This is a genomic window from Carnobacterium sp. AT7, assembly GCF_000171855.1.
GTDB lineage: Bacteria > Bacillota > Bacilli > Lactobacillales > Carnobacteriaceae > Carnobacterium_B > Carnobacterium_B jeotgali.
The window spans coordinates 1-20834 of the sequence record NZ_ABHH01000004.1 but is presented as its reverse complement, the minus strand read 5'-3'; the positions used below and the strand labels follow the sequence as shown (position 1 = coordinate 20834).

Sequence of the window (20834 nt, the reverse complement as noted above, 5' to 3'; positions counted from 1 at the left end):
AGATTAAACAGTCTTGGTGCCCATTTTTTTATTTATTAAATTATGCAAAAGATAAAGAACGAAGTCCTCTAGTAAGCGTAATTCGTTAAGCCATTTGTTTCAAATTCATAATCTTCAGCATCACGTTCATCTAAAGAATCTAGACCTAATGCTACTCGGAAACGATGACTAATAAAATCAACACTATCTGGATAAAGTTCAACCATACTTGCACCATTTAACATGAAATCAGTCCATTCAAATGTATAAGAGTTGAATTTATATGAACCTTCTAGTCCTGTTTGAGCGATTCCTAGCATTTCATTAAACGTTAAATCTGTACGCATATTTGATCCAACAGCTTCAATAACATCAGTGTATTTAGTAATTGAACCAACACTTAAGGCTTTTTCTACAATGGCTTGTATCAGCAATTGTTGTCTTTCTCCACGCATCACGTCATTATCAATTTTTCTTGTACGAGCCAAGGCTAACGCTTCTTCACCATTCAACGTTTGATACCCTTTTTCTAAAGTGATTTGATTCATCTTACCATCAGAATTTTGTTCTGAGAAAGTTATCGGAACATCCATTTCGACTCCACCTAAAGCATCAATGATTTTTAAAAAGGCATCAAAATTAAATGTTACGTAATAATGAATAGGAACATCTAGCAATTCTTCAACTGTTTCAATTGTTGCTTGTTCCTCACCTTCGCTATAAGCGGAGTTGATTTTGTCCTCACCTTCATTTTCCCCTTGGTACATGATTGGAGTATATGTATCTCTAGGGATACTGACCATATTTACTTCATGGTTATTAGGGTCGATAGTAAGGTAGATAAGTGAATCCGTTCTTGAACTGCCAAGCTTTCTATCTTCAGTATCATCAATTCCCATGATCAAGATAGAAGTCGTTTCTTTAATCGGATCGACTTCTATTTCTTTCGTACGATCTAGCTCATGATACGAATCATCAATCGTTTTTTGAGCAGTTGCGTATAGCTTAGCTGCATAAACTGCTCCTCCTAAAAGGATGATCATAATTGGAATTAGTATACTGAGAATAATAATATTTTTTCGTTTTTTTCTTTTATTAACGTACGATACACTTCTGCTAGTATTAGAATGTTTCTTCACTCTCATTCTCCTTCAAAAAATCATTTTGCTTTTCAGTTGATCAAATAGAGGCCACTACACAAAATCTTTAGCCTAAAATATCTTGTTTATTCTATCACGAATAAAAACAAGTAGAAAGTTTATTTAAAAAAAGTAACGATTTCTTAATATTAACGTTACATTTTTTTGTCACAATAAACGTTTTCACCTATTTTAAAACTTACCTGCCCATTAAGCCATTCAATAACTTCTTCTTGGAACGCATTCAGGTGTTCTTGATCTACTAGGCAGACAAAAGAGACCACTTCGGAATAAAGAACATCCTTAATTGTATAGTTTGCTTCACGAAGAGAATTTTCTAATTTTCCAGAGGCTGGATAAGCAACGACAACAGTTATTTGAGTGTGTAGTCTTCTTTCAACTACACCGATTTCAACCAACCCCTGGCTGACAGCTTTTCCATACGCACGTATTAAGCCACCTGCTCCAAGCTTGATACCACCAAAATAACGAGTAACAACAACAACAACATTTTTTAATTGTTTTTTTTTCAGAACTTCTAACATAGGAACACCAGCTGTGCCAGAGGGTTCTCCATCATCGTATGCACGTTGAATTTCATCTTGTTCACCAATCAAATAAGCAACACAGTTATGATTGGCTTTGCTGTGTTCCTTTTTAACTGCTTGAATAAAGGTTTGAGCATCTGTTTCAGTTGTTACCTGCTTTAAATGGCAAATAAAACGAGATTTTTTAATTTCTAATTCAAATTGCCCATCTTGTTCAATTGTATAATAATGATTTAACATAGATAATCCTTTCGTTAACCTAAGTAATTACTTTGTTTAGTTAGTGTACCGTTAGTACGAGTATTCAACAAGGTCTAATCATAGAAAAAATAAGCAAAACCAGTCTGAGCAATTGAGGAGGTTGAACCCTAAAATATATATGCTATACTTTTATCTTAAGTATAAAATTTTAGATACAAAAATACGCTAGTGAGGTGATGATTTGAGGATCGCAGTTGTAACAGACAGTACTGCTTATCTAACAGAAGAGCAATGTGAACAATATTCTATTTACAGGTTACCTTTATCGGTAATTATGGGAAATGATGTTATAGAAGAAACGAGCATAACGAATAATGATTTTTTTAAAAGAGTCGAAGAAATGGATGCTTTGCCGACAAGTTCTCAACCAACCATTGGTCAAACGATAGATTTATTTAATAAACTTTCAAAAAATTATGATGCTGTTATAAGTGTTCATTTGTCGAGTGAACTTAGCGGAACATACAACACGATAGCAAGTTTAGCGAATATATATGAAGGTTTAAAGATTTATCCTTATGATTCAGGAATCAGTTGCTCAGCACAAGGGTATTTTGTACTAGAAGCAGCCAGAATGGCAAATGAAGGGGCAACCGTTGAGGAAATTTTCCAGGCATTTGAAAAAATGCAACCCACACTACAGGCCTACTTTGTCGTAAATGATTTGCATCATTTGGTTCGTGGAGGACGACTTTCCAATGGATCAGCAATGATTGGGTCATTATTAAAAATAAAACCAATTTTACATTTTGAAGATAAAAAAATTACGGTTTTTGAAAAAATAAGAACGAAGAAAAAAGCACTTAAAAGAATCGAAGAGATATTAGGTGAAGATGTCGCAAAAGGTTATCCAATCGTTTCGACAATTATTCATGCTAATGCTGAACAAGAAGCGATTGAGTGGATGGAAAACTTAAAACACCGTTACCCAACTATTCGTTATGAACTCAGTTATTTCGGTCCGGTTATTGGGACACATTTAGGTGAAGGCGCATTAGGAATGACTTGGATAGAAGATTCGACAAAAAATTAAGCTATTATACTATTTTTATTAAAAAATTCATTTAGAACAACTATTTAATAGTCAAAAGGAGGTGAGATATTTTTCTCAACCTCTTTTTTTTGCGTACATTACTATAAAGAGGTGAGTTGAGATGGATTATTTTTTGATGGGAAGAGAATTAGTGCAAAGTGAGCTGAACGATGGTTTACCTGAAGAGTGGGAAGGGACTACTTCACCAGGTTTCATAGAAATAGGAAAACAAATAACCTGCCGTCGTTGTGGATCTAACCAGCCGCAAGACCGACAATCCGCTCCATGCAATTGTGGAGACCACTGTTTTTATTGCATTCGTTGTCTTCAAATGGGAAAAATAAAAAGATGCAGTCTGCTTTATGCCCTTACAGAAAAAAATCGATTTTCTCCTGTAAAAGAACCAGTATTAACTTGGCAAGGGAAATTATCAGTCCAACAAGAAAGGGCGTCTAAAGAGATTGAGTCGACGATAAAGGCAGCACAAACAAGATTGATTTGGGCAGTAGCGGGTGCTGGAAAAACAGAAATGTTGTTCAAAGGAATTGAGTTGGCGATAAGGGAAGGAAAAAGGGTTTGCATTGCTTCGCCAAGGACTGATGTGTGTTTAGAATTAGCACCTCGTCTAAAAAGTGCATTTCAAGATGTCGAACAGCTCACTCTTTATGGAGATATGGAAGAGTCCTATAGGTACACACAATTAGTTATTGCCACGACGCATCAGTTGATGCGGTTTAAAGAGGCTTTTGACGTTTTAATTATTGATGAAATTGATGCTTTTCCGTTTGATACAGATAATGGTTTACAGTTTGCAGCACAAAAAGCCAAAAAAACGAAAGGAGCCCTTATTTACTTATCGGCTACTCCAAATAAAAAAATGAGGCAGGATATTGCGCAAAAAAAATTAACCGCTTCAATTTTACCGGCACGCTATCATGGATATGCTTTGCCAGAACCTAAAGCCATGTGGGCAGGAGATTGGCGTAATGCGATCATTAAGCGGCAAAAGAAAGCGGTTATCTATAAAGAAATTAACCGTCTGATACAAGCACATCGTCGATTTCTTGTTTTTGTACCGAATATAGAATTGATGATAGACTTTTCAGTATACCTTAAGGAAATTTTTCCGCACTGTTCATTTACAAGTGTTTCTTCTGAAGATGGACAACGCAAAGAGAAAGTAGAGAGTATGCGTGATGAAACCTATCAGTTCATGCTAACGACGACTATTCTGGAACGAGGTGTCACTTTCCGAGATATAGATGTTTTAGTTATCGGTGCTGAAGATCGAACATTTACAGAAGCCGCTTTGATTCAAATTGCCGGTCGTGCTGGTAGGCACAAGGACTTTCCAACTGGTGAAGTGCTTTTTCTCCATTATGGTCAAACAAAAGCCTTAAAAAGTGCTATTCGTCAAATAAAAAAAATGAATCGCTTAGCTCGTGAAAGAGGGTTACTGATAAATCAATGAATTGTTTATGGTGCAAGAAACCTCAAAAAGAAGTCATTCAGTTAAGAACATTGCTTACTTTTACTAAAATTGAACCCACAGTTAGGTGTGATTCATGTTCTGCTAAATTAGTTTCATTACAGATTGGCCCTGTCTGTCTGGGCTGTAGTCGTTACTGGAGCGAGGATGGGCTCTGTCCAGATTGTCAAAAATGGAAAGCAGACTATCCGAACTATCCATTCAAACATACAGCTCTTTACCAATACAATGATTTCATAAAAGAGTGGATAGAAGCCTATAAATATGCTGGAGATTATCGGCTTGGAGAATTATATAAAAAGGAGATTCAAACTTTTTTTTATAAGCAGAAGAAATTAATCATTCCTATCCCGATAAGTTATAAAAGCAAACAATTAAGAGGCTTCAATCAAGTTGAAGGCTTGTTGGAATTTGCAAAGGTAAAGTACATGCCAGCGTTAATTCACTGTGGAACAGGAGAAAAACAATCAAGCAAAGATCGTAAAATGCGGATGCTGTCTCCACAACCGTTTAAAGTAGCTGAAATCTTTCAAGAGAATATAAAAGGCAAATCAATCATTTTAGTTGATGATATCTATACAACAGGCCGGACTTTTTTTCATGCTGCAGACTGTTTATTTGAAAATGGAGCAAAAAGCATTGAAACGTTTTCAATTTCTCGTTAAAATCCCCTAAATGTAATCGATTTTATTTGCAATATTTTGGGGTTAATATATAATTAATTTAAGCATATCATCATTTGAGTGGTCCAACTGATGAAGCTGATTCTGAGAAACAATCAGATGAAAGGGGAGAGTGTCTATGTTTAAATATAATGTCCGTGGCGAAAATATTGAGGTAACTGCAGCTATTCGCAGCTATGTTGAAAAAAAAGTGGGGAAAGTTGAGAAATATTTTAATGATGTACCTGAAGCAACAGCCCACGTTAATTTGAAAACGTATTCCGATAAAACTGCTAAAGTGGAGGTAACTATTCCTTTACCTTACTTGGTTTTACGTGCGGAAGAAACCTCGCCTGACTTATATGGAAGTGTGGATTTAGTTTCAGATAAACTTGAACGACAAATGCGCAAATATAAAACTAAAATTAATCGTAGAACTCGCGGATCCAATGTGGTTGTTCCTCCTGTTTTACCAGGTGAAGAACAAGAATCACATGAAGATGAAGTGAATATCGTTAGAACAAAACGACTATCATTGAAACCTATGGATAGTGAAGAAGCTGTTCTACAAATGGATATGTTAGGTCATAATTTCTTTATCTTTGAAGATGCAGATACAAATGGAACAAGTATTGTGTACCGTCGTAAAGATGGAAAATACGGCTTAATTGAAACAGAATAATTAAATGTACTGAAAAATTAAAAAACTTCAAAGCGAGAGAATATTCTTTCTTGCTTTGAAGTTTTTTTGTTTTCTGATTCTTTGTAAAAAAGCATCTTGCAAAGCGATGATTAATATAGATAAAAAGGTTTCAATTGTGAATCAGTAATGATAGAATTAACAAGAATAGAGACTTTTGTCAGAAAAATGCAGTACAAATGTCAAGCTGAAGTCAACTTGTCTAACAGTAAATGAAATGTAACTAACATAAACAGAAATATAGATAAAGATATAGGGGAGAAAGACTGATGGCGAATTTTTTACGTAACTTAATTGAAAATGATAAAAAAGAATTAAAAAGCCTAAGCAAAATAGCTAAGCAAGTTGAAGAGTTTGCGGATGAAATGGCAAATCTACCGGATGATGGATTAAAAGCAAAAACACCGGAATTTAAAAAAAGATACCAAGATGGAGAGAGCTTAGACGCTTTGCTGCCTGAAGCTTTTGCAGTTGTACGAGAAGCAGCTAAACGCGTATTAGGGTTGTACCCTTATCATGTGCAATTGATGGGTGGAGTTACTCTACATCGTGGAAATATTCCAGAGATGAAAACGGGTGAAGGTAAAACTTTAACGGCAACAATGCCTGTATATCTAAATGCATTAACAGGTGAAGGCGTTCATGTTGTAACGGTAAATGAATATTTATCTAGTCGTGATGCTACTGAAATGGGAGAGTTGTATGAATGGTTAGGCTTAACTGTGGGCTTAAACTTAAATTCAAAATCTTCAGAAGAAAAACGTGAAGCTTATTTAGCGGATGTTATGTACAGTACGAATAATGAATTGGGATTTGATTACCTTAGAGATAACATGGTTGTCTATAAAGAACAAATGGTACAAAGACCATTAAATTACGCTATTGTCGATGAAGTCGACTCTATTTTAATTGATGAAGCTAGAACACCATTGATTATTTCAGGTCAAGCAGAGAAATCTACAGCTCTTTATAATCGAACAGACTTTTTTGTTAAAGGATTAAAAGAAGAGGACGACTATACAATTGATATTCCTTCTAAAACAATTGCTTTAACCGAAAATGGAATTGAAAAAGCTGAAAAAACATTTAGAATTGATAATTTGTATGATGTTGAAAATCAAGCTTTGACACACCATATTGACCAAGCGTTGAGAGCTAATTTTATTATGCATCATGACGTGGATTACGTTATCCAAGAAGGAAAAGTAATGATTGTTGACCAATTTACTGGTCGAATTATGGAAGGTCGTCGCTATTCTGATGGCTTGCATCAAGCTATTGAAGCAAAAGAAAATGTAGAGATTCAAAATGAATCAAAAACTATGGCAAATATTACGTTCCAAAACTATTTCCGTATGTATAAAAAATTAGCAGGTATGACAGGTACGGCAAAAACGGAAGAAGAAGAATTCCGTGAAATTTACAATATCCATGTTGTTTCAATACCAACGAATAAACCACTTATTCGTGAAGATAAAGCCGATTTGCTTTACCCAACATTGGAAAGTAAGTACAATGCTGTAGTGGAAGAAATTAAAGAACGCCATGCCAATGGTCAGCCAGTACTAGTTGGAACGGTTGCCGTTGAAACTTCTGAATTGATATCAGGGTTGTTAAGAAAAAATAAAATTCCACATCAAGTTTTAAATGCTAAAAATCATTTTAAAGAAGCTGAGATTATTACTAATGCTGGCCAAAAAGGCGGCGTTACTATAGCAACAAATATGGCTGGACGTGGAACAGATATCAAATTAGGCGCAGGTGTTCGTGAAGTAGGCGGATTATGTGTCATTGGTACAGAACGTCATGAATCACGTCGTATTGACAATCAATTGCGTGGACGTTCAGGTCGTCAGGGAGATCCTGGTGTGACTCAATTCTATCTTTCTTTAGAAGATGAACTGATGAAACGATTCGGTTCAGAACGTATTCAAGCTGTTCTTGAACGCTTAAAAGTTAGTGAAGAAGACGCTGTAATCCAAAGCAAAATGATTTCTCGTCAAGTAGAGTCTGCTCAAAAACGTGTTGAAGGAAATAACTATGATACACGTAAAAATGTGTTGCAATATGATGATGTGATGCGTGAACAACGCGAAATCATGTACAATCAAAGACTTGAAGTCATCATGGCTGAAGAGTCACTAAAACATGTGACTGTTCCAATGATCGAGCGTACCATTTCACGTATTGTTCAAATTAATACTCAAGGAACAAAAGAAGAATGGAAATTACAAACCATACTTGATTTTGCACAAGCTGCATTAGTTCATCCGGATGATATCGCTCTAAGTGATTTAGAAGGTAAAACAGTTGCAGAAATTGAAACAGTATTGTTAGATGCAGCACAATCTATCTATACTGAAAAAGAAAAACAATTAAATGGTAAAGAGCAAGTATTAGAATTTGAAAAAGTTGTTATTCTACGTGTGGTAGATAGTAAATGGACTGAACACATCGATACGATGGAACAATTGCGTCAAGGAATTGGACTTCGTGCTTATGGACAAAGCAATCCATTAGTTGAGTATCAAGCAGAAGGGTTCAAATTATTTGAAGAAATGATTGCTTCTATTGATTATGAAGTTACACGTCTACTCATGAAATCACAAATTCGTCAAAATTTAAAAAGAGAACAAGTTGCAAAAGGAACGACTGCACGTTCGACGGGTGATGGCCAAGTAGTGAAAGAAGCGCACAAAAAACCGATTAAAATAGAGAGTTCAAAAATAGGTCGTAATGATCCTTGTCCATGTGGTAGCGGTAAAAAATATAAAAATTGCCACGGAAATGTTGAATAAGCAGCATCCGTAAATATTTTTTTAAGAATCAAGTCAACTAAAATAGATAGAAGAAAAACACGATTTGCTAGTAGAGTCGTGTTTTTCTGAATTGGAGTGGGAATAATGGAGTTAAGTGATATTAGAAATTATTTAGAAACGGCAGATAAAAAAATAAATGGTTTTGGGAGGTCTCTTTGACTTAGAGAATCTGGAAAGAGACATTGCTGAATACAATGATAGAATGACGGAACCAACTTTTTGGGAAGATGCCCAAAAAGCTCAAACTGTTATTAATGAAGCAAACGAGTTGAAAGAAAAATACAATCAATATAATGACCTTGTAACCGAGAAAGAAGATTTAGAGTTGTTACTTGAAATGGTCAAAGAAGAGAATGATGAAGAATTAGCCAAAGAGTTAAATAGTAAAATCAGTCCTTTCTTAGATAAGTTAGATCAATATGAACTAGATCTATTATTGAGTGACCCATATGATAAAAATAATGCGATTATTGAACTTCATCCTGGAGCAGGTGGAACCGAATCACAAGATTGGGGAAGCTTATTGCTTCGTATGTACACAAGATGGGCTGAAAAAAGAGGATTTAAAATTGAAACGCTCAATTATCAATCTGGTGATGAAGCAGGTATCAAGAGTGTTACGTTGCTTATCAAAGGAATGAACGCATATGGATATTTAAAAGCTGAAAAAGGGGTTCATCGCTTAGTACGGATTTCACCTTTTGACTCTGCCGGAAGAAGACATACGTCGTTTGTTTCTATCGATGTTGTTCCAGAATTAGACGACAGCGTGGACATTAAAATTAATTCAGATGATTTGAAAATAGACACTTACAGAGCAACTGGAGCAGGTGGACAGCATATCAATACCACCGATTCTGCTGTTCGAATTACGCATATTCCAAGTGGCGTGGTAGTGGCAAGTCAAGCTCAGCGCTCACAATTGAAAAATAGAGATCAAGCTATGAGTATGTTGAAAGCAAAACTTTACCAACTTGAAGTTGAAGAACAAGAAAAAGAAATGGCTGCTATAAGAGGCGAACAATTAGAAATTGGTTGGGGTTCTCAAATCAGATCATATGTTTTTCATCCTTATTCAATGGTGAAAGATCACCGCACAAATTATGAAACGGGAAACATTGCACAAGTTATGGATGGTGGAATAGATCCGTTTATACAGGCCTATTTAAGAAGTAAAGTATCTGACCTAGAAGAATAAAATAAAAAAGTCAAAATTCCGACATATTTAATCTAATTGTCAGAATTTTGATTTTTTTGTCTGTAATAAAAGAAATCTACCTAATCCCAAAAATGTAGCTTTTTTTAGAGTGGATTGGGGACAGAAACCTGTATTTAGGTTTTTTTAAAGAAAATAGTGGGAAAATAAAGATAAATGCTAAAATGCGATAGGATAAAACAGTTACATTACAAATATAATACGAATTGAAATGAATTTGTAAAGAAAATACAACCGACATATTTTTTTATAATGCTATAATAGTTAAGCATTGAGGAAAAGTACCGATTGAGGTAGAAGCAACACCTGAATTGTGATTTAGAAACTAATAAAAGTTAGGTGATAATAATGATTGAAATGCTAAATGTCTACAAGAAATACCCTAATGGCATTACAGCAATTAACGGTTTATCTGTTCGTATTGAAGCAGGTGAATTTGTTTATGTTGTCGGACCTAGTGGTGCTGGTAAATCAACTTTTATTAAGATGATTTATCGTGAAGAAAAAGCTACTAAAGGAACGATTAAAGTCGGTGATTTTGATTTAATGACAATAAAAGAAAAAAACATTCCATATTTAAGACGTTATGTAGGAGTAGTTTTCCAAGATTTTAAATTACTACCTAAATTGACAGTTTATGAGAATATTGCGTATGCGATGGAAGTTGTCGAAAAAAACCCTAAAGCCATTCAAAAAAGAGTATTAGAAGTTCTCGAACTAGTCGGTTTGAAACACAAAGTGCGTATGTTTCCTAATGAATTATCAGGTGGTGAGCAACAACGAATTGCAATAGCAAGAGCGATTGCAAATACACCGCACATTCTGATCGCAGATGAACCTACAGGAAATCTTGATCCAGATACTTCATGGGAAATCATGAAAATTCTAGAAGAAATCAGCAATCAAGGTACAACCGTAATAATGGCTACTCATAATAGTCAAATCGTTAATGTTGTTAAACACCGTGTTCTTGCGGTTGAGAATGGACGCATCGTCCGAGATCAATTGGAAGGAGATTACGGTTATGAAGCCTAGAACAGTAAAGAGACATATAATTGATAGCTTTAAAAGTTTAAAAAGAAATGGCTGGATGTCTCTAGCAGCAGTAAGTGCTGTAACAGTAACGCTCCTACTAGTAGGAACATTTATTGCTATGTTGATGAATGTTAATAAACTAGCTACAGATATTGAAAATGATGTAAGTGTTCGAGTTTATATTGATCTAGCTGCAAATGAAGATCAGCAAAAAGAATTACAGACAGAATTAGAAACACTTGAGAATGTAGACTCTGTTGAGTTTTCAAGTCGTGAAGATGAACTGAAACAAGTAGTTGGAAGCTATGGTGATGAATTTAATTTATTTGATGGAGACGATAATCCTCTATATGACGTTTTTATTGTCAATACGGATGTTCCAGAAAATACAGCACCAGTTGCAAAACAAATTGAAGATTTAGAGTATGTTACTCAAGTCAATTATGGTGGAGCAACAGCAGACAGCTTATTTAAAACAATGAATACTGTTCGTAATATTGGAGCAGTTGTTATAGTAGCTTTAATTTTAACGGCTGTATTTTTAATCTCGAACACGATTCGAATCACGATCTTCTCACGTCGTACTGAGATTGAAATTATGAAATTAGTCGGTGCAACAAATTGGTATATTAGATGGCCTTTCTTAATTGAAGGAGCTTTAATTGGACTTGTTGGTGCCATAATTCCAGTAGCTATACTAAGTTTTGTATATGTAACGGCTTATGGTATAGGAACAGACTTCTTAAAAGGTACGTATTTTGGATTATTAGCACCAAATCCATTTTTATACCAAGTTGGAGGATTAATGTTGGCAATCGGAATTATCATTGGTGCGATTGGATCATTTATGTCAATTAGAAAATTCTTAAAAGTATAATAACTTTAACTAAAAATCAAAAACTAAAATCATTTGGGAAAACGGGGGATAACAAAGTTGAATAAAAAGTTTATTAACATAGCTTTAGTTGCAGCATTAGGATTTACAACCTATATAGCACCTATAACAGCATTTGCAAGTACAGATAAAGATATCCAAACAACTACAGAAAAATTGGTGAATTTAAAAGATAAAGAAGTTTCAGCTGAATCTCAATTAGCAGCTATTACAACTGCAATCACTGATAATGAAAACAAAGCATCATCTTTGATGAATGAAATGAAGGAAACGCAAACTAACTTACAAAAGTTAAAAGTGCAAATTTCTGATTTGAATGCAGCTATTGAGAAACGTGAAGCTAAATTAAATGAGCAAGCACGTTCTGTACAAACAGACGGAGATAGCCAAAATTATGTGGAATTTGTCATAAATGCTAAATCATTTGCTGATGTTATTGGACGCGTTGATGTTGTTTCTCAAATTGTTTCTGCAAACCAAGAGTTAGTTGAAGCTCAAGCAAATGACAAAAAAGCGGTAGCTGCAAAACAAAAAGAAACCGAGTCAAATATAGAAAAACAAACAGTAGTTGCTGCGAAATTGGAAGCTTCTAAAACAGATTTGGAACAACAAAAATTAGAAAAAGAAGCAGTAGTTGCATCGATTGCTGCTGAAAAAGCTGGTTTAGAAAGTGAAAAAGAGAAGTTCTTAGCTGTTAAAGCTGTTGCGGAACAAGGTGCAGAAGAATTGGCACTTGTTAAAACAACTACTGCTACAACTGGAAAAGTTGAAACAATTAGTACGAGTACTGAAGTGAAAGATTCTGCTACTTCAACTAATATTGCTTCAAAAGTAACAGCTAAACCAGTTGAAACAGAAAATGCTGCTTCAACAACTAAAGCTCCAATTGGTTCATGGGCAACAATTAAAAGTGCAGCCTATGGAGTTAGTGGAACACCTTATCTTTATGGTGGAACGACTACTAGTGGATTTGATTGTTCTGGTTTTACTAGATATGCATTTGCTGCAGCTGGAATCAATCTTCCTCGTACGGCTGGTGCACAATACGCAGCTACAACTAAAATTTCACAATCTGAAGCTCAACCTGGAGATTTAGTATTCTTTAATCAAACAGGAAGCATTGATCATGTGGGAATTTATCTTGGAAACAATCAGTTTATTGGCTCTCAATCTTCAACTGGAGTTGCTGTTACAACAATTAGCCAAGCTTACTGGGCTCAATACCTAGTTGGTTTTGGTCGTGTAAACTAAAAAATTCTATGTAACAATTAATTTATTCTAACCGTTTCCCCAAAACGATTTAAAAACCATTTGCTAATTTGGTGTTAGCAAATGGTTTTTTTTTTGCGTTTTTTTTAGGCCCTTCGTCAAATAGTGTGAATGCTTCTAAAAATTCTTTCGAAATAACCGGATTTGCTCGTAAGATCTTTGAATACTACACAGGGCTACAAATAATTCTATTACTCCAGAATGTTAAGCATGAACTAAATTCAACTATCTACAACAAAAAGTATGGAGGCTTTTTTCAGATAATAGAAGAAATATAAGCTAGAAACTGTTTTAAGTGTAAAAATCATGTAAACTATATTTAGAAACGGATATATCCGTGATTATATTGAATTAGTTTGATAAAATAGAAAAGAAGCAGAAAAGGAGTAGATGTAAATGGCTGCAAATTTTTTTATTGCACTAGCGCTATTTTTTGTTCAACCCGTATTTATCATTGGATTGGTTTTTACGATTTGGACAAGTTATCGTAGAATCAATCATGAAAGAAGCAATCATAGGGTAGCAATTTATAGTACATTGTACGAAATTAAAAATTATTTACTATTAGGACTTCTTTTTGGAGTAGTTGGATCTATTCTGTTAACCATTATAGGAGTTCCGGTTACAATGGATTGGATTATAATCTATCAAATCGTAGCAATCGTGAGTTTGATTTTTGGCTATCGATTTATTCACCCTTTATTTACATTTTCAATAAGTTCTTTACTGCTAATAGGACTATCATTTATGTTAAACAGTAGTGATTTTTCTTTTATGCCTAGCACTTGGTACCACCCATTAAGTCAAGCTGAGTTCAATGGGAAACCGTTATTAATGAATGTGTTTATTATACTTATTTTCTTATTAGCAACCTCTATTTTTACAATTAAGAGAACCGCTGATCGTCACCTATCAGCACGGTTTTTAAAAACAAAACGTGGGAAAAAAATTGCGAAATACCCTATTAAACCATTTTGGGTATTGCCGTTACTATTAGTTGTTCCAGGCGAAAGCTTTCATGCTTTCTTTAGCTGGTGGCCAGTCTTTTCAATTGGAAATGAACAGTACTCTTTCTTTTGGCTTCCCGTGTTAATGGGCCTGCAATTTACAGTACAGTCTCAGATTCCAAAAGAAGCAGTTTCAAAAATTGCTAAAGATTTAATGATTTTATTAGGAATTGCTTTGATTAGTGTGATTAGCTCTTTCTGGGTTCCGTATGCTTTGGTTGCGGGTTTTGTCTTATTGATTGTCGGTGGACTAATCACCCTGTACCGACACCGTAAGCGCGAAAAACAGTGGAGTGTTCTTTTTGGACCAGCTGAAAATGGAATAAAAATTATTGGTATTCGTCCAGATACTCCAGCTGAAAAGATGAATTTAATGGTTGGCGATACTATTATTGAGTGCAATAATCTTACTATCGAAACTGAAACAGATTTTTATCAAGCTTTATCAAAAAACAGTGTTTATTGCCATCTGAAAGTTAGCGGTGTGGATGGTGAACTCCGGTTAACTGAAACGGCGATCTATGCAGATTCTCCACATGAAATCGGAGTAGTCATCTTAACAAAGTAATTTAGTTTATGGAACTTATAAATTAAAATTTTTTTATAGGCGGGATAAAAAATGAAAAAAGTATTAATTGTCGATGATGAACAATCAATTTTAACATTGTTAGCTTTTAATCTAGAAAAAGAAGGTTACCATGTAGATACTGCTTTGGATGGCTTAGAAGGTTATGAAATGGCACTAGCACACGCTTATGATTTTATTATTTTAGATTTGATGTTGCCATCAATGGGTGGTATGGATATTTGTAAAAAGTTGAGACAAGAAAAAATTGACGCACCGATAATGATGTTAACAGCAAAAGACGATGAACTTGAAAAAATCATTGGTCTCGAATTAGGTGCAGATGACTATATGACAAAACCATTTAGTCCACGTGAAGTACTTGCTAGAATGAAAGCCATTATGAGACGAATGAGTAGTAAAAGCAATGCAGAAGAAGCTTTAAAAACTAAAGATACTATAAAAGAAGAAGCTGAATTGGTCCAAGTAGGCGATATTCGAATTGATCCTAGTCAGTATGAAGTAATTGTTAGAGATGAAAAAGTTGATGTTACACCAAAAGAATTTGAATTACTGATGTATATGATTAAGCGAATTAACCGTATTTTGAGCAGAGAACAGTTGCTGGATGCTATATGGAATTTCGATTACGCTGGTGAAACGCGGATAGTGGATGTGCATATTAGTCACTTAAGAGAAAAAATAGAAGTTGATACAAAAAATCCTACTTATATTCGAACGGTTAGAGGTTTCGGCTATAAGTTTGAGGATCCAAAAAAATGAGAAAGCTCCAATTTCGAATTTTAGCCATCTTTATTGCGATATTTACAATTTTTAGTATTTCTATTGTTATTTTCTCAACGAACTTATTGCAAGAATATGCTAGTACTAGTCAACAAGAAGCATTGATTAAGCAAGCGAAAACAGTTGCAAGTATGCTTCAATTAGATACTGAAAATACAACAAATCTAGCATCTTTAGCGACTAGTTTAGCCACTCTGGATATGCAATCAGAAGAAAGATTAACCGTTATTGATCTTTCTGGTGTGGTAGTTTATGATTCTGTAACCAATAAAGAGGTATTAGAAAATCACAACAATCGGGAAGAATTTAAAGCTGTATTGGCAGGAGACGAAATAGGAACTTCTGTTAGAAAAAGCAAAAGTACTAATGAAACGTTGTATTATGTCGCTGTCCCATTATTCGGAAAACAAGATGAACTGTTAGGTGTTTTACGTTTGGCTAGACCAGTTGCAGATATAATCAAATCAGCGAACAGATAAAAAAATCTCTGTTGATTTTTAGTGTACTGGCACTTATCCTAACTACCTTTATTACGCTTATTATAACTAAACGTATAGCAAAACCCATCAATGATATTATGGAAGTCGCTGAAAGTCTTTCAGATAAAAGATATGAAGTTAGATACACAGGTAATGCTTATGGAGAAGTGGCTGATTTGGGTGAAACAATCAATGATCTAGCGACTAGTTTAGAAGAACAAAACTTAGAGCTAGTTCAAAATGATAAACGACTGTATGAACTGATTAATCATCTTGTTATCGGAGTTATGCTAATTGATGAACACCGCATTATAAAAATGGTCAATCCAGCAATGAGCGTTATTTTAGGCGAAGATGTCAGTCAATTGGTCGGAAATTCATACGTAGAAGCAACAAAAAGTTATGGCTTAAGCCACATGATTGAAATGGCTTATCAAAAAAATGAACAACAAAATGATGAAATATATTTTTATTATCCTAAAGATAAAATTGTTGATGCAAATATTGTCCCAATTGATGGAAAAGAACCGGGGGAGCAAAATTTAATCGTACTTCTTTATGATATTACAGAGATTAGAAGATTAGAAAAAGTGCGAACGGACTTTGTAACGAATGCTTCCCATGAATTAAAAACGCCAGTTACAGCTCTTAAAGGTTTTTCAGAAACGTTGTTAGATGGAGCTATGGAAGATAAAGAAGTCCTAAAACAATTTTTAGAAATTATGTTAGCTGAAAGCAGTCGATTAGATTTTTTGGTGAATGATATCCTAGAGTTGTCCAAGTTGGAACAGAAACAAGTCCCACTTAAAATAGAAGAAATTAATCTTACTGAAGCTGTTATATCAACATTTCAATTGGTTAAGCAAAAAGCAGATGAGAAAAAAATGAAGTTGAATATAATCGAAGAAGATAATCTGTTCATCACTGGAGACAGCAGTCGTTTAAAACAAATATTAGCTAATCTAATCAACAATGCAGTTGTTTATACGCAAGAAAGTGGCGAGGTAGAAGTCACTATAAAAAAAGAAAATAATTTTGCTGTTATCAAGGTTTCAGATAACGGAATAGGAATACCTGAAGACGAGCAAGATCGAATTTTTGAACGTTTTTATAGAGTAGACAAAGCCCGTAGTCGTAATTCTGGTGGAACTGGTCTAGGCTTATCCATTGTTAAGTATTTAGTTGAAAACTTGAATGGATTTATTACGGTTGAGAGTAAGCTTGGATTAGGAACCACTTTTATTGTCAAATTGCCTATTCAACCGAAATGATGACAGAGTTTACTAGTAATAATGAAAGAGAAGTTGCTATTTAAAAATGATTGTCTAATAAATAGTTTGAAGCCGAAAAACCTTGGGATTAATTTCTTGAGGTTTTTTTTGTATGCAAATAGACTGTAAAGCATTTACAAAATTTTAACACTCTTTACAAAAATCAACAAAAACATTACATGAAGTGAGGCTAAAATTAATATTCATTGGGTAAGATGGGTTATGTGGACGAGGGGTAAAAGTGTCCAACATTATAACTGAAAAGGATGGGAAATATGACTATTACAAAACTATCAAAACTGACTTTAACAATGGGCGTAGGATTAACATTAGCAGCTTGTGGAGCTGATTCAGGTTCAACAGATTCATCAAAAGATGCAGGAGGATTTGATGCTTCTCAAACAATCAATGTTATTTCAAGAGAAGACGGTTCAGGTACTCGTGGAGCATTTACAGAAATTACAGGTGTGCTAGTAAAAGACGGAGATAATGAAACAGATAATACTTACTCTGCAGCAACGATTCAAAATAGTACTAGCGGTGTTATGACAACCGTTGCTGGAGATCCTACATCAATTGGGTATATTTCATTAGGTTCATTAGATGATAGTGTTAAGGCCGTGAATATTGAAGGAATAGAAGCAACAGCTGAAACTGTTCAAGATAATTCCTATGCAATTGCTCGTCCATTTAATCTTGCTCATAATGGAGAATTAAGCGAAGTAGCACAAGATTTCTGGAGTTACATCATGAGTGCTGAAGGACAAGAAATCGTTGTTGGTGAAGGTTATGTTGAAGCTGTAACGGATGCTCCTGCATATGAAGCAACTGATGGTATGTCAGGGAAAATAAGTGTTGTCGGATCTACTTCTGTAACACCTGTAATGGAAGTTTTAGTTGAAGGTTATACAGCACTTAATCCAGATGTCACAATCGATGTTACATCAAATGGTTCTTCGGCTGGTATGACAGCTGCAATGGACGGATCAGCTGATATTGGAATGGCTTCTCGTGAACTAAAAGACGAAGAATTAGAAGTCTTGACTGCTGAACCGATTGCGATTGACGGTATTGCAGTAATCGTTAATACTGAAAACTCTATTGAAGATTTAACAATGGAACAAGTTAAGCAAATTTTTACAGGTGAAGTAACAACATGGGACGAAATTGCTAAATAATCATTAGGTATAAACTAAAAATACCCAGAATGGTTCTGGGTATTTTTATAAATTGAATTTTTGTCAATTGGGAAATTGACAAATGAATCCAACCTGTTGATAGATAAAAATAAAGATAGGTTGGTTTTCATTTATGGGGATAAAAGTAGGTAAAAATTATTTACAATTATCCATAAATGCAATTGAAAACAACTGTATTTATGAATGATTTATTCTGTTTTATGTTAAAGGAGAACTCTATGAAAACGAAAAAATTAGATGGATTTATGAAAGGTGTCTTTTTTGTATCTGCATTGACATCAGTCTTAGCCATCATTTTAATCTGTATTTTTATTTTTGCAGGTGGCGTTCCATTTATACTTGATTATGGGTTGTCGGAATTTTTATTCGGCCAAAAATGGTCACCATCTAATACACCAGCCTCATTTGGTATATTGCCAATGATCATGGGATCTTTAGCTGTAACCTTTGGTGCTATTATCGTTGGAGTGCCTATAGGAATTTTAACTTCTATTTTTATGGCTGAATTTTGTCCGGTATGGTTGCATAAAATCTTGAAACCGGCAGTCAACTTAATGGCCGCGATACCTTCTATTGTTTATGGATTCTTTGCATTGCAAGCGATTGTTCCGATCATGCGACAATTTGTCGGCGGTACCGGAATGAATATGCTGACAGCAATCATCTTACTGGGAATCATGATACTTCCAACAATCATTGGCTTGTCAGAATCATCTATCCGAGCTGTTCCGAGAAGTTATTACACAGGAAGTATGGCCCTAGGAGCGACACACGAACGGTCTGTTATGAGAGTTGTTGTACCAGCTGCTAAGTCTGGAATCGTCTCTTCTGTTATTTTAGGAATCGGACGTGCCATCGGAGAAACGATGGCAGTTGTCTTAATTGCGGGAAATCAACCCATTATGCCAGAAAGTTTAACTTTAGGCGTTCGTACTTTGACAACAAACATTGTACTGGAAATGGCTTATGCAAGTGGTGAGCATAGAGAGGCACTCATTGCAACGGCAGTGGTGCTATTTGTATTCATCTTAATCATTAATGGGACGTTCTTGATTATTAAGAAAAAGGGGGCTAAATAATGATGGCCAGCAAATTAACGAGAGGGTTCATTTATTTAGCAGCAGCCATAACTTTTGGGTCACTCTTTTATGTTGTCGGATTTATATTAATTAAAGGAATACCTTACCTTAACCTTGATATGTTCGCTTGGAAGTATACGACAGATAATGTATCTTTGATGCCTTCATTAATTACAACCTTGATCGTGGTAGGCATGACGTTAGTGATTGCGACTCCTATTGGTGTGTTTACAGGTTTCTATTTAGTAGAGTATGCAAAAAAAGGCAATAAAGTCGTTGGAATTGTGCGGATTGCAACAGACACTTTAGCAGCAGTACCGTCAATTGTGTATGGATTGTTTGGAATGTTATTTTTCGTTACCTTTTTGAACTTTCAATATTCAGTTTTAGCTGGAGTACTGACTTCTGTGATTATGGTTTTACCATTGATTATTCGTTCAACAGAAGAAGCATTACTAGCGGTAAATGATTCGTTAAGAGAAGCTAGTTTTGCTTTAGGTGCTGGCAAATTAAGAACGATTTTTAGAGTTATTTTACCAGTTTCAATGCCAGGAATTTTATCTGGTGTGATTCTTGCAAGTGGACGAGTTGTAGGTGAAACAGCAGCGTTATTGTACACGCTCGGAAGTTCGACCAACTTACCAGACAGTCTGTTTTCTTCAGGAAGAACGTTAGCGTTGCATATGTACGTCTTATCAAGTGAAGGGATGCATGTAAATGAATCCTACGCAACGGGGGTCATTTTAATCGTCGTTGTGTTAATGATTAATGGGTTGTCAACATTTTTGAGTAATAGACTGACAAAGGGGACAAAGTAATGAGTAAATTAAGTATAAAAAATATGGATTTATTTTATGGTGAATTTCAAGCTTTGCATAATGTTAATTTAGAAATTCCTAAAAATCAAATTACTGCTTTTATTGGGCCATCTGGTTGTGGCAAATCAACCTTGATTAAAAGTTTAAACCGGATGAATGATCTAATTGAAGGCTGTAAAATTGAAGGTGAAATTTTACTAGATGAAAATAATATCTATAAAAAAGATTTTGATGTTAATGAGCTGCGCAAAAAAGTTGGTATGGTTTTTCAACAACCAAACCCGTTTCCGATGAGTATTTATGATAATATAGCTTATGGGCCACGAACACATGGTATTAAGGATAAAAATACATTGGATGCATTAGTTGAAAAAAGTCTTCGCGGAGCAGCTATATGGGATGAAGTGAAAAATGATCTGAAAAAAGTGCCTTATCGTTATCCGGCGGACAGCAACAACGAATCTGTATTGCACGTGCTTTAGCGGTTGAACCTGAGATTTACTAATGGATGAGCCTACAGTGCTTTGGACCTATCTCACAGCTAAATCGAAGAGCTAGTTACAGTTT

The 20834-nt window shown here is 34.9% G+C and carries 17 protein-coding genes and 3 pseudogenes; 18 read left to right on the top strand and 2 right to left on the bottom strand.

The features are described from left to right. Window positions 1-68: 68 nt before the first annotated feature. Together CAT7_RS02340 and CAT7_RS02335 are read right to left on the bottom strand one after the other, a co-directional pair. The gene (locus CAT7_RS02340) at window positions 69-1124 is read right to left on the bottom strand and encodes an LCP family protein (RefSeq protein ID WP_231549447.1); all 1056 of its coding nucleotides are present in this window, start codon (window positions 1122-1124) and stop codon (window positions 69-71) included. A gap of 149 nt (window positions 1125-1273) precedes the next feature. Beyond that, entirely contained in the window at window positions 1274-1906 is a 633-nt protein-coding gene (locus tag CAT7_RS02335) for a YigZ family protein (protein ID WP_007721593.1), read from the bottom strand. Between the two features lie 202 nt (window positions 1907-2108). Between CAT7_RS02335 and CAT7_RS02330 the strand changes: the two genes are divergently transcribed. From CAT7_RS02330 to CAT7_RS02250, 18 genes and pseudogenes are all read left to right on the top strand, one after another. After that, window positions 2109-2960: a DegV family protein gene (locus tag CAT7_RS02330; protein ID WP_007721592.1), complete on the top strand. Its 852-nt coding sequence runs from the start codon at window positions 2109-2111 to the stop codon at window positions 2958-2960. 121 nt (window positions 2961-3081) lie between these two features. Next, window positions 3082-4431 carry a DEAD/DEAH box helicase gene (locus CAT7_RS02325; protein WP_007721590.1) on the top strand — a complete coding sequence of 450 codons (1350 nt, stop codon included), beginning with the start codon at window positions 3082-3084 and terminating at the stop codon, window positions 4429-4431. Next, window positions 4428-5114, top strand: a complete 687-nt coding sequence (locus tag CAT7_RS02320) for a ComF family protein (protein ID WP_007721588.1) — start codon at window positions 4428-4430, stop codon at window positions 5112-5114. The genes CAT7_RS02325 and CAT7_RS02320 overlap by 4 nt, the downstream gene beginning before the upstream one ends. 136 nt (window positions 5115-5250) lie before the next feature. After that, entirely contained in the window at window positions 5251-5793 is a 543-nt protein-coding gene (gene hpf / locus CAT7_RS02315; protein WP_007721586.1) for a ribosome hibernation-promoting factor, HPF/YfiA family, read from the top strand. A gap of 287 nt (window positions 5794-6080) precedes the next feature. After that, window positions 6081-8463 (top strand): annotated as a pseudogene (gene secA, locus CAT7_RS02310) (preprotein translocase subunit SecA); the annotation flags it as partial. Between the two features lie 68 nt (window positions 8464-8531). After that, window positions 8532-8609: pseudogene (locus CAT7_RS12665) on the top strand (SEC-C metal-binding domain-containing protein); the annotation flags it as partial. Window positions 8610-8714: 105 nt separating this feature from the next. Next, a protein-coding gene (prfB, locus tag CAT7_RS02305) for a peptide chain release factor 2 (protein WP_197050098.1) occupies window positions 8715-9828 on the top strand; the annotation gives its coding sequence in 2 pieces (ribosomal slippage) (window positions 8715-8786 and window positions 8788-9828; 1113 coding nt in all). A 366-nt stretch (window positions 9829-10194) separates the two neighbouring features. Next, window positions 10195-10881: a cell division ATP-binding protein FtsE gene (gene ftsE / locus CAT7_RS02300; protein WP_007721581.1), complete on the top strand. Its 687-nt coding sequence runs from the start codon at window positions 10195-10197 to the stop codon at window positions 10879-10881. Then, window positions 10871-11758, top strand: a complete 888-nt coding sequence (gene ftsX, locus CAT7_RS02295) for a permease-like cell division protein FtsX (RefSeq protein ID WP_007721580.1) — start codon at window positions 10871-10873, stop codon at window positions 11756-11758. The genes ftsE and ftsX overlap by 11 nt, the downstream gene beginning before the upstream one ends. Before the next feature lie 57 nt (window positions 11759-11815). Then, complete coding sequence (locus CAT7_RS02290) at window positions 11816-13027, top strand: C40 family peptidase (RefSeq protein WP_007721578.1); 1212 nt, start codon at window positions 11816-11818, stop codon at window positions 13025-13027. Between the two features lie 414 nt (window positions 13028-13441). Continuing rightward, on the top strand, window positions 13442-14620 hold the full coding sequence (locus CAT7_RS02285) for a PDZ domain-containing protein (RefSeq protein WP_007721577.1): 1179 nt from the start codon (window positions 13442-13444) through the stop codon (window positions 14618-14620). A 51-nt stretch (window positions 14621-14671) separates the two neighbouring features. Next, entirely contained in the window at window positions 14672-15400 is a 729-nt protein-coding gene (locus tag CAT7_RS02280) for a response regulator transcription factor (RefSeq protein ID WP_007721576.1), read from the top strand. After that, window positions 15397-15900, top strand: a complete 504-nt coding sequence (locus CAT7_RS12500; protein WP_007721575.1) for a sensor histidine kinase — start codon at window positions 15397-15399, stop codon at window positions 15898-15900. The genes CAT7_RS02280 and CAT7_RS12500 overlap by 4 nt, the downstream gene beginning before the upstream one ends. Before the next feature lie 11 nt (window positions 15901-15911). Then, window positions 15912-17171 (top strand): two-component system histidine kinase PnpS, encoded by a 1260-nt coding sequence (gene pnpS, locus CAT7_RS02270; RefSeq protein WP_007721574.1) that lies wholly within the window; start codon window positions 15912-15914, stop codon window positions 17169-17171. A 275-nt stretch (window positions 17172-17446) separates the two neighbouring features. Continuing rightward, the gene (locus tag CAT7_RS02265) at window positions 17447-18349 is read left to right on the top strand and encodes a substrate-binding domain-containing protein (protein ID WP_007721573.1); all 903 of its coding nucleotides are present in this window, start codon (window positions 17447-17449) and stop codon (window positions 18347-18349) included. A gap of 239 nt (window positions 18350-18588) precedes the next feature. After that, window positions 18589-19449 carry a phosphate ABC transporter permease subunit PstC gene (pstC, locus tag CAT7_RS02260; protein WP_007721571.1) on the top strand — a complete coding sequence of 287 codons (861 nt, stop codon included), beginning with the start codon at window positions 18589-18591 and terminating at the stop codon, window positions 19447-19449. A 2-nt stretch (window positions 19450-19451) separates the two neighbouring features. Continuing rightward, a complete protein-coding gene (gene pstA, locus CAT7_RS02255) occupies window positions 19452-20267 on the top strand; it encodes a phosphate ABC transporter permease PstA (RefSeq protein WP_029277397.1) in 816 nt (271 codons plus the stop codon). After that, window positions 20267-20786, top strand: a pseudogene (locus CAT7_RS02250) (phosphate ABC transporter ATP-binding protein); the annotation flags it as partial. The gene pstA and the pseudogene CAT7_RS02250, both read left to right, overlap by 1 nt. Between the last annotated feature and the right edge of the window lie 48 nt (window positions 20787-20834).

What these genes read in the sequence shown, in the direction of transcription:
- CAT7_RS02340 (WP_231549447.1), bottom strand. Translation starts at nt 1,124, where the DNA reads ATGAGAGTGAAGAAACATTCTAATACTAGCAGAAGTGTATCGTACGTT.
- CAT7_RS02335 (WP_007721593.1), bottom strand. Translation starts at nt 1,906, where the DNA reads ATGTTAAATCATTATTATACAATTGAACAAGATGGGCAATTTGAATTA.
- CAT7_RS02325 (WP_007721590.1), top strand. Translation starts at nt 3,082, where the DNA reads ATGGATTATTTTTTGATGGGAAGAGAATTAGTGCAAAGTGAGCTGAAC.
- CAT7_RS02320 (WP_007721588.1), top strand. Translation starts at nt 4,428, where the DNA reads ATGAATTGTTTATGGTGCAAGAAACCTCAAAAAGAAGTCATTCAGTTA.
- hpf (WP_007721586.1), top strand. Translation starts at nt 5,251, where the DNA reads ATGTTTAAATATAATGTCCGTGGCGAAAATATTGAGGTAACTGCAGCT.
- ftsE (WP_007721581.1), top strand. Translation starts at nt 10,195, where the DNA reads ATGATTGAAATGCTAAATGTCTACAAGAAATACCCTAATGGCATTACA.
- ftsX (WP_007721580.1), top strand. Translation starts at nt 10,871, where the DNA reads ATGAAGCCTAGAACAGTAAAGAGACATATAATTGATAGCTTTAAAAGT.
- CAT7_RS02285 (WP_007721577.1), top strand. Translation starts at nt 13,442, where the DNA reads ATGGCTGCAAATTTTTTTATTGCACTAGCGCTATTTTTTGTTCAACCC.
- CAT7_RS02280 (WP_007721576.1), top strand. Translation starts at nt 14,672, where the DNA reads ATGAAAAAAGTATTAATTGTCGATGATGAACAATCAATTTTAACATTG.
- CAT7_RS12500 (WP_007721575.1), top strand. Translation starts at nt 15,397, where the DNA reads ATGAGAAAGCTCCAATTTCGAATTTTAGCCATCTTTATTGCGATATTT.
- CAT7_RS02265 (WP_007721573.1), top strand. Translation starts at nt 17,447, where the DNA reads ATGACTATTACAAAACTATCAAAACTGACTTTAACAATGGGCGTAGGA.
- pstC (WP_007721571.1), top strand. Translation starts at nt 18,589, where the DNA reads ATGAAAACGAAAAAATTAGATGGATTTATGAAAGGTGTCTTTTTTGTA.
- pstA (WP_029277397.1), top strand. Translation starts at nt 19,452, where the DNA reads ATGGCCAGCAAATTAACGAGAGGGTTCATTTATTTAGCAGCAGCCATA.